Here is a 13,670-nt window from a genome sequence, read left to right as displayed (position 1 = left end):
CTCCTTTTAATCTTTATGATGTCTTGAAAAAAAAGAATGTTTTTCCGGCTTCTTTTCACCGGAATGTTCTTCGCCCTCTTTCCAGTGAAAATACTCAGCATCCAGATTGACATTTACATTTACTTCCGCTTTCGGAGTACTTTCCTCCCGGGTATCTTCCGGAATTTCTTCCACCTGTTCATTTTCCGGCACAATTCCCGCTTTTTCAAAATACTCCTGATTGATTCTGATCTCCGGTTTGACCGCAGTATAAGGGGATGGCTCCATCTCACCCTTTTCTTTCGCTCTTTCCTTCTCAATCTCACGGTTGCGATCCTCAATCAAATTTAAATATTTATCCGTATCGGCAAGATTCTGCAGATGCCCTTTCAGATCTGACTGATCACGCCTTACAATATCTTTTTCTTTCTGGAGCTTTTCATTGGCATCCTTATAAATCTCCTGCATGGCATCTGTCGCCCTCTGCATGATCTCCTGCACATGACGCAATGCCTCATTTGTATACATAACGGACGCAGCATACACATCCTCTGCTTTTCCACTGGCATCTTTTAAGATATCTTCCCCAATCTTCGCTGCCTCGCGTCTGGCACGGTCTTTCCCCTGTGTCGTCAGTTCGTACTCATCCATCATGGCATAGATAGCCTTATTTAACTCAGCAAGCAGTTCTAACATTCTTTTTTTATCAAGGATAATTTTACTGCCAATACCGTCATAAGACTCACTGCCTGCAAGCAGTATATGCATCTGTCTTAAAATTTCTTCTGTTCTGTCCTGCGCACTCATGTTAATAACCATGCCTTTCAATAACCTATAAACTTTTTCCTGTTCGATATTTTACTAATTTTAACACTAACCGTATCAGCAAAACAACCAGTAAAATAGCGATCAATACGATTCCTGCGATCATGACGGCATATTTATTCGGATTTTTTATTAATTTTATGAGATCAGACGAATCATCTACCACTTTTCTTTCATGCAATCCGGCATAATATTGTGGAATATCCGCAATTCCATCTCCATTTTCATCCGGAAACGACTCCATATAATGTGCGATCGCCGTCCATGCCTTTAATTCCCCGCCATTATCTGTCAAAATCACATCCTCAAAATTTTCAATCGGTGTTCCATCTGCCTTTTTCGGCACAACAGACAACAGTCCATACGATGTTTTCGTCACCGCAGACAGCATCTGCCCACTGTAAAGATCCGCCACCACGCGATACATTTTATCATCTTCTAACTCCCTGCGATTGCCATCTGCATCCAGCAGATACACATCGGTAACACGGTTTAAGATCATACGATGCGGGTTGTAAGTAAACTGCAAACCGTACATATACAAACGTGCAGATGTCATCAGATCCGACACGGATGCGTCGATTTCTGCCACAGTTTTTAACTCTTTTCCTGTCAGATATGCTTCGATCAGCGGATACCCCGGCACACCGTCCGCACCGATTCCAAGTGAAAACGAATTAAACACATCCTCCACCGTAATGTTTCCTTTTGTATAGGTATCACGGATCGTTCCACTCGGCGCGATCGCCACATCCACGGGAGTACCATTATAATCCGTACTGTTTGTGACCGCATAAGCATAGGCATCTGCGATGAGATCCCCCAGATTATGCTCGGTATGGATGTTGTAGAGATCCTCCAGGCTGTCAAATGCTACATCATTTTCCGCAAGTACCTGTTCTCTCGTAAACCCAAACTGTGCCAGATAATCGGTATCCACCGTCGCCATAAAAGAATTGATTTCTTCCTGTGTTGCAGCATCCTCCGCAATATCTGTCTCGATCGGAGTAAGTTGATATTCTTTCATGCTCCATCGCCCATCATCCTTTTGTTCCAGCGATAAGGAACCTAAGTACTTGCCATATTCCCCTGCGGAAACGATATAGGTATCCCCATGTACAATCGGCTCCTCCAGTTTTGTATGCGTATGTCCACTGATGATCACATCCAGATCCGGCACTTTTTTTGCAAGAATTTCATCCTCTGACTTTGACTCATCCTCTGAAGTTCCACTATGGGAAAGACAGACGATAATATCCGCATCTTCGTTTTTCTTAATTTCAGCTACGGTCTTTTTTACTGCTTCCACCGGATCCGTAAACTGCAGTTCACAGGTCGGTGCACATGCCAGAGCATCTTTTCCGAATACGCCAAGCAGCGCCACCCGGACATCGCCCTTTTGCACCATCACATAATCTTTCGTACCGTATTCCGTAAATGCATCACGGATCTGCTGCTGTCCTTCTGAGAGTCCCTGCTGTTCCATGGCATCCCAGTTGATATTACAGACAAGAAGTTCCGGCACGGTATCTCCGCTTTCCGCCGCGGTTTCAAGCATCTTAGCAAGTCCCTTTGAACGATAATCAAATTCATGGTTGCCAAGTGTTGTCGCCTCGCAGCCCAGTGCCCCTAACATCCGAATCTCTGCCGCCTGTGTCTCAAAAACGGTCTGCACCAGCGTTCCCATGGAAAAATCTCCACCATCCACTACTAATGTATCCGGATTTTTTTCCTTTTGTTCATCGATCAGCGTCTTGATCCTTGCAAACCCGCCGATCATTTCCTGTTTTTCGTCCACTACCGTTGAAAAGCTGTTCAGATGGGAATGTGTATCATGCACAAACATGATATCAATCATTTTAGAGTCCGTCTGGTCTGCCGCCTTCACACTGCCGGACATCCCCATCATTCCCAAAACCAGGACAAAAACAAGGACTGCAGCCAGTCCCATTTTCCAATTTTTGATCTTTTCCCGTAACATATAAGTCTCCCTGTCTTACAAAGCATAATTTTGCTTTTTTTACTTATATTTTACTTGAACTTTTAAAATTAGTAAATGGTGGTGCAGTCCTAATTTTTACTTTATCCAAAATATTTTTTACAACAGATTGATCCTGTCTATGCAACCGTAAATTTCTTTGTGTCCTTCCGCAGCATCAAAGATGCCTCCTGCGTCTGTTTCATCAGTTCACGCATATCTTCTGCCTGTCTGTCAACATTGGTAACACGCTCTGCAATGCTTCCGGTACTTGCCGCACCATCATTTGCAGCTTTCGTTACCTCCTGAATGTTTGCAACCACTCCGCTGACCGAAGCTAAAAGCTGTTCGGATGCCGCGCTGAAATCCGTTACAAGTTCTTCAACATAGTTTGCATCTTCATTATAATCATCTGCCATTTTTTCAAAATCATCAAAACTCTCCGTGACGTCTCCTCCCACAAACTCTAACAGACGTTTTGCATCTGTGGTCAGTCTTGCAACTGCTGTCTGGACACGCTCTGTCACTTCCTGGATATTCCCGACCGTGCTCGCCGACTGCTCCGCAAGATTACGGATCTCATCTGCAACAACTGCAAATCCTTTTCCCGCCTCTCCGGCTCTTGCGGCTTCAATTGATGCATTCAAAGCCAGCAGATTTGTCTGAGAAGTGATTCCCATGATGGACTCCGCAAGAACACCGATCTGCTCCACGACTTTTGCATTTTCAAGTGCTTCCGATAAGCTGTCATTGATTTCCCCATGCACTTTCCTGATATTTGCACGGCTTGCACTGATCTTTTGTTTCGTATCAGCCGCTCTGGTATGGATCTCGTCAACTTTTCCGTTTCCCTCCTGTGCATGCTCTGCAATTCCTTTTGCAGCTTCCTCAATCTCTCCGGACATCGTATTCACTTCCTGTGCAGCTGCTGCGGTCTCCTGATTTCCGGCTGCAAGTTCCTGCGTGATACCAGATACACTGTCAATCTCGTCCGCAAGTTTTGCCAGTGCCGCCTCTGCTGTTCCAACCGTTTCATCCAATGTATCCGCTTCGCGCTGTACATAGCCGATCAGATGTCTCATATTGTGATGAATGTCACGGATGCTGCGTGCAAGAATACCGATCTCATCTTCACGTTTCAGGTATTTTTCATCCACACGCTGCGTAAAATCGCCCTGTCCCATTTTTTCGGCAAACAGCGCAGATCTTTTGACGCCTGATGTAATGTCGAATGTAAGATACAGTACCCATATATCCGTGAGTATGCACATAATAACCATAAAATAGAAAAACTGATCCTGTTTTGCTTTCTTTTCCTGCTGCATTTTCTGCAATATCGGCTGCAGTTCCTGTTGTATTTCTTCCTGGGAATATTCCGGGTGTTCCTCACTTACATATTCTTCCATGCTGGTGATCGCATCATTACGGATAGTACCCATATTTTTTGCTCCGACAACTACTCCATATAATCCGATTATTAAAATCTCAATAATCAGAATCGTCATTTTTACCTTTAATGATACTTTTCCACTTAGGGTCACATCAATATCCTCCTTTGTTCTTTCTGATTTATTCTCATAAACGATTTTATATTAATACCATTCTACTATCATTTAATTTTGATTACAATATACATCTTTGACAATTTATTTATCAGGTTTTTGTTTCCTGTCTGACTGAAAAAATGCGGCACATCCTACCGGACACACCGCATTTTCATATTTCTGTTTATTTTAATGCTGCAGGATTGATCTTCTTTGTGCGGATATCCTCTTTTAACAGTGCAAGGAAATCTTCCTTGGAAACTGTGGTGGAATTCTGCTCTCCATGCAGTCTGTAGCTTACGGTTCCGTCAGCTGCTTCGTTCTTACCAAGTACTAACAGATACGGCACTTTCTCCATCTGTGCTTCACGGATACGGTAGCCGAGTTTCTCATTTCTCTCATCGATCTCAACACGGATTCCGTTGTCATCCAGATACTTATATAAGTCATGAGAATATGCGTTAAGTTCTTCATCCTCATTCTTGACCGGAAGGATCTTAGCCTGAACCGGAGCTAACCATAACGGCAGGTTGCCTTTTGTTTCCTCTAAAATGTATGCCATGAAACGATCGAGAGAACCTAAAATCGCTCTGTGTAAAACAACCGGTGTTTTCTTGGTTCCGTCGCTGTCAATATAAGACAGGTTGAATTTTGCCGGCAGACAGAAGTCTAACTGGCAGGTTGAAAGTGTATACTCATTACCGATCGCCGGTTTTACATTAACATCAAGTTTTGGTCCGTAGAAAGCAGCCTCGCCGATCTCTTCTGTATACTCGATACCGATATCGTCAAGTACTTTACGGAGTGCATTCTCTGCGTTGTTCCACATCTCATCGTCATCATGATATTTTACTTTATCTTCCGGATCTCTTAAGGAGAGTACACAGCGGTAATCTGTGATATTGAAATCTTTGTAAGTATCAAAGATCAGTTCTACTACTTTTGCAAACTCAGATTCGATCTGCTCCGGTGTTACAAACAGATGGGCATCATTCTGACAGAAATGTCTTCCTCTCTCGATACCTTTTAAGGTTCCACTTGCCTCAAAACGGAAGTCATGTGCGATCTCACCGATACGGATCGGCAGATCTTTATAGGAATGCATTCTATTCGCATAGATCATCATGTGATGCGGGCAGTTCATCGGACGGAGTACAAAAGATTCACCCTCCATTTCCATTGCCGGGAACATATTCTCTTTGTAGTGATCCCAGTGACCGGAAGTTTTATAAAGATTTACGGTACCAACACAAGGTGTCATAACGTGAAGATAACCAAGTTTGCGCTCTTTCGCTTTGATATAATTTTCAAGTTCCTGCCATACCGTGTATCCTTTTGGAAGAAACATCGGAAGTCCGCGTCCAACCAGATCGTCAGACATAAACAGGTGCATCTCTTTACCGATCTTTCTGTGATCACGGTCTTTTGCTTCCTCTAAGAGTTTTAAATGCTCCTCTAACTCTTCTGCAGTCGGGAAACATACACCGTAGATACGCTGCATTACATGGTTATTTGCATCACCTTTCCAGTAAACACCGGAATATTTGATCAGTTTAAAGTTTTTACATAATTTGGTATTGTCAACATGCGGTCCACGGCAGAGATCCGTGAAATCGCCCTGATCGTATACGGAAATATTTCCATCCTCTAAACCATCGATCAGGTCAAGTTTGTACTCATCATCTTTAAAAAGCTCTAACGCTTCTGCTTTTGAGATCTCACGTCTGTAAATCTTTTTACCTTCTTTGCAGACTTTTTTCATCTCTTTTTCGATCGCTGCGATCACATCATCATTGACAGCAGTATCGCCAAGATCGATATCATAATAAAATCCTTCTTTTACAACAGGTCCTACCCAGAACTTTGCGTTCGGATATAAGTGTTTTACTGCCTGTGCCATCACATGTGCACAGGAATGGTTGAGCGTATTCAGTCTCTCGTCTTCTTTAAAATCTACCATGATTAATCTCCTTTTCCTAAACTAAAAAGTCCCTTATACAGACAACTTATCTGTATAAGGGACGAATAAACATTTTTATCCGCGGTTCCACCCCGTTTATCTCCATGTGGAAAATCACTCATTTTGATGATAACGGAATCACCGGACCGGATTAGGGCCGCTCAGAGATGGTCTTCCTGAAGTTCCATTTTAAGATACTCACACCAAAATGTATCTCTCTCTTTAAAATTTCCGATCAGTACTCTTCTCTTCAATGCGTTTCTTTGATTTTATTTCATAGAATGCATTCTGTCAAGTTTATTCTTTCGTACATCACACCTCAATATATGGATATTCGTGGAAATAATCCATGATCAATTCCACCATCTCCACATTGATTTCTTTGACCAGCAGACATTCTGTGTAAACATCATATCCACCAGCACCGCTGTAACGGTAATTATTCAGGCATAATGTAAATTTATCTTCATCTAAAACCGGCTTTCCGTCTCTTGAAAGCCCCACGATCCTGCTTCCGACCGGGTTTTTTGGATTGATTTCAAAATCCACACCCATATAATAGTCATAATTATAATGTTCCACCTTTGGAACCAGGAAGCTGTCGGAAACACAGACATTTCCTTCGTTATCATATGCAAAGTATTCTGCACTGCGCTCCATTACTGTCTTTAGCTGTGCACCCGTGATCTCACAGACCACAAGTGTATTCGGATATGGATAAGTGGCTATGATATCGCGTGTGCTCACTTCACTGCGGAAACCTGCGATTTCATTTGCCAGACCGACGGACGATAACATTGCTCCCGAAAAATGAAGCTGGATACGGTTTAAAAAGTCGGCGATCGGTGAGCCATACAATGCCATTTTTACCTTTTCTTCCGGCATGATTGCACGGCTCAAATGACCAATTGGCTGATTAAGCCATGCCTGCACGGAATTTTCCGTAGAACGGTATTTATCTGCAAGCCCAGCCCCCTTTGTGGGATCTGACTGCCGCAATTCGGACCTGATGCTCTTTTTATCCTCTGTCACGGTGACCGCCAGATACTGATATTCTTTTGCATTATCACATGGCTGTACTGTATAAGTTCCAAACAGCTCTCTTCCAGGCACAGACATATGCTGATGTCCGGTCAGTAAGATATCAAAATCCAGTTCCTTACAGATCCTGTAACCCACATTTTCAGTCGTCTTAGAAAGCACCGCTCCGCTTTCTAAATCACACTCAAAACCTCCGTGATAGATGCAGATCGTAAGATCTGTCTGCTCTTTCATCTGGGCAAGTGCCCTCTTCGCTGCCTCAAAAGGATCTGTAATATGGATTCCTTTTATGTTTTCTTCTTTTTCCCAGATGTTTACATAATCCGTTACAATACCAGTGATACCGATGCGCAATCCGTTTTTCATCGTATGAAGTTTCCATGGAAACAGGGTGTTTCCTTCCTCATCCATGATATTCTGGCACACACATACACCGTTATTTCTATTGCGATATGCCGCCTGATAATCTAATCCGTAATTAAAGTCATGATTGCCAAGTGTATAATAATCGTATCCGCAGTCGTTCATAATATCTGCGATCACTTCCGGAGAGTTTGCAACCTGACGGCAGTAATAAGCAAAGGCGGAGCCTTGTAAAATATCTCCGCCATCTATGATGAGTGTCTCATCATCCTTGTTAAAATCTGCCGCACAGCCAAAAAGTCCTACCGGTTTTACATCCATATCCCCATAAGTCGTCGGATAAAAATATCCGTGCACATCTGAGGTAAAATAAATTTTTAACTTTTTCTGCTGCATGTTTTATCCCTTTCAATAACCTGCAAATTTGAGTATGCGACTCAAATTTGTGTGCGTAAAATCTTTCATATATGGATTTTTCGCACTACTAACCCCTTGCTAATTTTGTACGAATCTTTGATGAGATAACTTCAATAATTAAGATCAGTACGATCAGTCCGGCAAGAATTGCTCCTACCTGATTCCATTTGTATGCACTCATCGCAAAGATAAGTGGTGCACCGATACCACCGGCACCAACCAGACCAAGTACTGTTGCATCTCTCAAGTTCATGTCAAAACGATAGATCAAAGTAGACATAAAATCTGGGAACAACTGGGATAAGATACCGTAACGGATCTTCTGGAACATCGTACATCCTGCTGCATCTAAGGATTCCAGGATCTTAGTATCCAGATCCTCAATGCTCTCGATAAACATTTTACTGATCATACCGATCGAACAAAGTGACATGGTAAGCAGTCCGGCAAATGGTCCAGGTCCTGTCACACGGATAAACATAAGTCCGTATACAAATGCCGGAATCGTACGGATTGCCATAATAAATACACGGAAGATCAGTGCAACCGGCTTCGGCATCAGATTTGCTGCCGCAAGGAAAGAAAGCGGAATGGATAATACTGCACCGACGATCGTTCCTAAGAATGCGATACACATGGTTTCCAGTAACAGATAAGCAACACCGGATGTGGAGAGGTCAAACAGTAAATTCGTATCCGGGTGGAAAATTCCGCTGATGATCTTTCCTGCGACGGAAAGTCCGCTTCCGTTTGATCCGGTAGACTGAACCGTAGAAAGTGACCATGCAAGAAGCGCTGCAACAATCAAAGCCACAATAATCTTTGCGTACCAGGTCTTTGGCTCCTGCTCGTACATTTTTTTGATTGATTCATTCATTTTGCCGGTTCCTCCTACGTTAATTTCTTTCTGATATAATGGCTGATCGCTTCAATAATAAGAACGGTGCCAAAGAGAACGATCAGAATCATTCCTACACTGTCATATTCGCGCCATCCGATCTTTTCATTTAAGATCAGTCCAAGTCCGCCTGCTCCAACATATCCCAGGATTGCTGCGTAACGCACATTTCCCTCGAAACAGAATAAACATACAGACATGTATGCCGGCAGTACCTGCGGCATGATCGCAGAAATAAAGGAGTACGCCTTTCCTGCACCCATGGCTTCCATCGCCTCATATGCCCCCATATCGACCGTCTCGATCATCTCGTATAACTGTTTTCCAACATAAGCAAAGGTAAATACTGCGATTGCAAAGGTACCTGCCATCGTACCAAGTCCCCAGATATATGTTGCGATAAGAGCGGCAACCAGCGTCGGGATCGTACGCACGATACTTAAAAATACACGGACCACACCAATCACAACTTTATTTTTGATCAGGTTGCTGGACGCTAAAATCGCAAAAGGAATCGCAAGCACACCACCCACAAAAGAGCCGAGCAGTGACATTTTGATCGTATCAAAAAGTGGTCCCCAGATGCTTGAAATATAACCAACCTTCGGTGGAAACATCTGTCCTAAAATATCAAAGAAATACCGGATTCTCGTCACAAGCGTTGTCATGGAAAAACCAGTAACCTTTACGGAGATCCATGTTGCGATCAGAACCAGAAGAATGATAAGCGGTGCACGGGAGCATTTTTCTTCCACAACTTTGCCGTTTGCAAGCACAAGTTTCTTCGGTTTAAATATTTTATCGTATAATCCCATTACGCTTCCTCCGTTTTCTCCGGAATCTTTCCTTCGTAAATTGTGTTCAATACGTCCTGTGTCACATTTTCGGAAGGACCGTCATAGACGATCTTTCCGGCGCGGATTCCAATGATGCGGTCTGCATATTCAAGTGCTAATTCCACATGATGAATATTGATAAGGATAGAAATATTCATATCCTGATTAATTTTTCTGAAATCACTCATAACCTGTTTTGCCGTTACCGGGTCAAGTGCTGCAACCGGCTCATCTGCTAAGATGATCTCCGGATTCTGCGCAAGTGTACGCGCTAAAGCAACACGCTGCTGCTGCCCACCGGAAAGCTGGTCTGCACGGATATATGCTTTATCCAGAATACCGACTTTATCCAGACTCTCAAGTGCCTGCATTTTGTCTTCCTTTTTAAACACACCAAGCAGAACTCTCCAGAAAGGCATCTCCGGCACTTTTGCCATCAATACGTTACGGATTACTGTTGTTCGTGTGACAAGATTAAATGACTGGAAGATCATTCCAATCTTTCTGCGGAAAGTACGAAGCTCTTTTCCTTTTAAGTTCTTAACCTCTAATCCATCCACCGTCAGAGTTCCTGATGTGATGTCATGCATACGGTTGATCGTCCGCAGTAACGTGGACTTTCCTGCACCGGAAAGACCGATGATCGCTACAAATTCACCCTGTTCGATCTTTAAATTGACATTGTCCAGTCCCACTACCCCGTTCGGATATACCTTCGATACGTCCTTAAACTCGATCATAAATTTAAACCAAACCTTTCTTTCACCTGCTGTTTTTATGGTGTGTGTTTTTTATAGGTGTATACTCATTGAAAGGCTGCCGCAAAGCCGGTTTCCCGGCTCTGCAGCAGCCCTCCTGCTGCCCGTCATACTGCCTGTTATTATTTCGTTGTTACTGTCCACTCCCTGTCAAACGTTCCAGTAACGATTAGTTTGCTGCACTTAATTCCTGGATCAGTTTCTGTGCTTCTCTCTCTTTATCATAATCAGAAGACTGTGCCGGCTCATATCCGTTGTGGCTGTAGATAGAGATAACTGCCTTACCTTCCTCTGTGTTACCGATATTGATGAGTGCTGTCTGGATTGCTGATTTTAAGCCGTCATCCATGATCGGAGATGTCTTGCTGACACAAACTGTATCATTGTAGATCGGATCTGTTACACCGATAACATTTGTCTCTTCCCAGATAGATTTTGTACGACCAAATTCACTTGTCCAGCTTTCTTCATAGTCACGTCTTGCATCTGCATAAGTTACAAGTACGTCGATCTGTCCGGAAGCAAGTCTTGCAAATGCACTTGCGTAGGAATCAGACTGTACTGCAGAAGAAAGATCTGTAATACCTTTCTGGTATCTGTCCTGTACCCATAAAGCCGGGTAAATATAACCTGCCGGTGAGGAAGATGACATAACACTCCAGTTTGCACTGTTTAAATCATCCCATGTAAGTTCTTCGCCGGAGTTTACTTTATCAGCAAGTTCCTGTCCTTTATCAGAAGGACCTGCGATAAATAATGCACGGTAAGAAACTGCCTGTTTGTCAATGCCTTCTGTAGGCTGTCCATCATTCCAGTCTGCAGGATTGTCAGAGTCTTTATTTAAACCATCTCTGGTTGCTGTTAAGATCACATCTGCTCCATCATCATAAAGTACATAGGTACCGCCCGGGATAAATCCTACATCAGCGGTTCCTGCTGCAAGAGCCTCACCTACTGCCTCAAAAGTTGTACCAACAGTGATCTTAACCTCTCCGATATCATATCCTAAACCTGCTAACTCTGTCTGCATTAAATTTGCAAGCGGTTCTGTTGCAGTTACGATCTCGTCCGGATCTCTGGATGGAACAAAGTATACGTTTAACGTATCAATCTTTACGTTGTCAGCAGAAGCTGCCACGTCAGAACCCTCTGTTGCAGCTACTGTATTATCTGTCGTATTATTGTCTGCTGCGCTGCTATCATTTGATGCGCTGTTTCCACATCCTGCAAATGTACCCATGCATAATGCTGCTGCAAGTAACATAGCAATTTTTTTCTTCATAATGAAATGTTCTCCTCTCTCTCCTGCATCCATTTCCATGCAGGCGTGCACACTTTTGTTGTTGCTCTTTCAGGAATTGTCCGGCCAATGATCAGGCACTGTCTCCGAGTTCGAGCTTTGTTGGCAGATACACCTTCATCGTATCTTTTCTGCCATCTAAAATCCGCTCTAAAAGAAGCTTTATGGCAGTCGTCCATACAATATCAGGCAGCATGCGAAGACTTGTATACGTCGGATATTTCGTCGAAAGTGTCTCAATATCACGGTAAATCACCACCGCAATATCTTTTGGAATCCGGTATTTTAATTCTTTGACCGCTTCTAATGCTCCCTCTGCGACCTCATCATTTCCCAGAATAAGAACTTCCGGCACTTCATCTGTCAGAAGCATTTCCTTCGTGAGCAAATATCCACTCTCATGACTGATCTCTCCGACCTTAAAATAGCCTTCCTGATAACAGCCTTTTTTCTGAAGGATCTGCTTTAATCCATTCAGACGACGTGCTCCGATACGCACCATATCATCTTCATATATACCGCCAATATAACCAATGCTGCGATACTCCTTCTCGTCCATCAGATAATGCACCATATCGCTTAATCCCTGCTCGTAATCCATGAGGATCTGATCAAACTCATAATCCTTTTTATCTGAATTAACAAACAGGATCTCCGTGCTTAGTGATCGTAAAAAATCAACTTCCACTTCCGAGAATAAACCAAATGCAATGATACCGTCCACCTGCTTTACCTCTCCGTAAACCAGACGTAAAAATACAATATCTGCTTTCTGTGCAAAACTTCCGGATAAATTATCCGCCGAAGTAATACTCACATCCGGCCTGTCTCTTCTTACGATATGCCAGTCCGCAACTCCGATGACGATCTGTCTGTCTCGTTTGGCATGACGCATCTTAGGCGGGACATATTTCAACTCATGAGCGATCTTAATTATTTGGTTTTTTACCTCAGGTGTCACAGATAATGTCTCATCCTGATTCAACACTCTCGACACCGTCGCAGCTGACACATGTGCCAGCTTAGCAATCTCTTTGATTGTTGCCATATAATCACGCCTTTCTTCTGCATTATATTTCACGATTTTACAGATTTCAATAGCTTTAGTAAAGTTTTACTAAAATTTTACCCAGTTTATACAAAAGAGAGAATATTTATCAGGTACGTTAATAAAAATTATTAATTCTGCTGATAAATATTCTCCCTTTTACTGGAATCTGAACCTGTTTTTCCCTTTTGCTGATGCTGTGTTAAAATCCTGGCTGCAATTTTTCGAGCTGCCCTACAAATGATGGTTTGTTGGTGACATGAGTCGCCCATTCAAATGGTGTGTCATAGGCTTGTGAGTGGCATCTTGCGCAAAGCCGGAGTTAATTTTGGTTCCGTTGTACGAAAATAAGAAAAGTCTGAGTGTGTCTGAGTTAGATTTTTTCGGAGTGACGGGAACGGCAACAACGAGTCATCCATGACTCGATGCTGCCTTGTTCTGCCATCCGTGGCAGAACATCACTGTATACCTACAGACACACTAAGATTTTCTAATTTTCTCCCAAAGTCACAAAATTAGCTTCGACTTTGCGCAAGATGCCAGCCTCCAGGTTATGAACACCATTGGGGCGGGCGGTTCATCTCAAAATCGGGGGCGCGGGTGTGAATTTTTGACGTTTGCACGAATGGAAATATGCTTAAAATCCTAATGTGCTGTATCATTAATATTCAGCCTAATGACTTCCCAGAATTTCCATCTACTACATTGTATTACATGAATTAT

The 13,670-nt window shown here is 43.0% G+C and carries 10 protein-coding genes and 1 other annotated feature; all 10 genes read right to left on the bottom strand.

Annotation, left to right across the window (positions count from 1 at the left end; genetic code table 11):
- Positions 1 to 6: 6 nt before the first annotated feature.
- The 10 genes from DW650_RS10965 to DW650_RS10920 all read right to left on the bottom strand — a co-directional run bounded on the left by DW650_RS10965 (position 7) and on the right by DW650_RS10920 (position 12,947).
- A complete protein-coding gene (locus tag DW650_RS10965; protein WP_243006875.1) occupies positions 7 to 798 on the bottom strand; it encodes a hypothetical protein in 792 nt (263 codons plus the stop codon).
- A 13-nt stretch (positions 799 to 811) separates the two neighbouring features.
- Positions 812 to 2,785, bottom strand: a complete 1,974-nt coding sequence (locus DW650_RS10960) for a bifunctional metallophosphatase/5'-nucleotidase (RefSeq protein WP_118209918.1) — start codon at positions 2,783 to 2,785, stop codon at positions 812 to 814.
- 137 nt (positions 2,786 to 2,922) lie between these two features.
- Positions 2,923 to 4,323: a methyl-accepting chemotaxis protein gene (locus tag DW650_RS10955; RefSeq protein ID WP_243006874.1), complete on the bottom strand. Its 1,401-nt coding sequence runs from the start codon at positions 4,321 to 4,323 to the stop codon at positions 2,923 to 2,925.
- 187 nt (positions 4,324 to 4,510) lie between these two features.
- Positions 4,511 to 6,286: a threonine--tRNA ligase gene (gene thrS, locus DW650_RS10950; RefSeq protein ID WP_117921627.1), complete on the bottom strand. Its 1,776-nt coding sequence runs from the start codon at positions 6,284 to 6,286 to the stop codon at positions 4,511 to 4,513.
- 54 nt (positions 6,287 to 6,340) lie between these two features.
- Positions 6,341 to 6,549: a binding site (T-box leader), on the bottom strand.
- Between the two features lie 49 nt (positions 6,550 to 6,598).
- Positions 6,599 to 8,086: a bifunctional metallophosphatase/5'-nucleotidase gene (locus DW650_RS10945; RefSeq protein WP_118209917.1), complete on the bottom strand. Its 1,488-nt coding sequence runs from the start codon at positions 8,084 to 8,086 to the stop codon at positions 6,599 to 6,601.
- A gap of 88 nt (positions 8,087 to 8,174) precedes the next feature.
- On the bottom strand, positions 8,175 to 8,984 hold the full coding sequence (gene phnE / locus DW650_RS10940; RefSeq protein ID WP_117921623.1) for a phosphonate ABC transporter, permease protein PhnE: 810 nt from the start codon (positions 8,982 to 8,984) through the stop codon (positions 8,175 to 8,177).
- 14 nt (positions 8,985 to 8,998) lie between these two features.
- Positions 8,999 to 9,820, bottom strand: coding sequence for a phosphonate ABC transporter, permease protein PhnE (gene phnE / locus DW650_RS10935; RefSeq protein ID WP_118209916.1), 822 nt, complete (start codon positions 9,818 to 9,820; stop codon positions 8,999 to 9,001).
- On the bottom strand, positions 9,820 to 10,581 hold the full coding sequence (phnC, locus tag DW650_RS10930) for a phosphonate ABC transporter ATP-binding protein (protein ID WP_006855404.1): 762 nt from the start codon (positions 10,579 to 10,581) through the stop codon (positions 9,820 to 9,822). The genes phnE (DW650_RS10935) and phnC overlap by 1 nt, the downstream gene beginning before the upstream one ends.
- Before the next feature lie 187 nt (positions 10,582 to 10,768).
- A complete protein-coding gene (locus DW650_RS10925) occupies positions 10,769 to 11,881 on the bottom strand; it encodes a phosphate/phosphite/phosphonate ABC transporter substrate-binding protein (RefSeq protein ID WP_118209915.1) in 1,113 nt (370 codons plus the stop codon).
- 91 nt (positions 11,882 to 11,972) lie between these two features.
- Positions 11,973 to 12,947: a substrate-binding domain-containing protein gene (locus DW650_RS10920; protein WP_173885353.1), complete on the bottom strand. Its 975-nt coding sequence runs from the start codon at positions 12,945 to 12,947 to the stop codon at positions 11,973 to 11,975.
- Between the last annotated feature and the right edge of the window lie 723 nt (positions 12,948 to 13,670).

The sequence above is a fragment of the Roseburia sp. AM23-20 genome (assembly GCF_003470905.1).
Lineage (GTDB): Bacteria > Bacillota > Clostridia > Lachnospirales > Lachnospiraceae > Roseburia > Roseburia rectibacter.
Note: the sequence above shows the minus strand (reverse complement) of the source record. Positions and strands in the feature narration are given on the sequence as shown.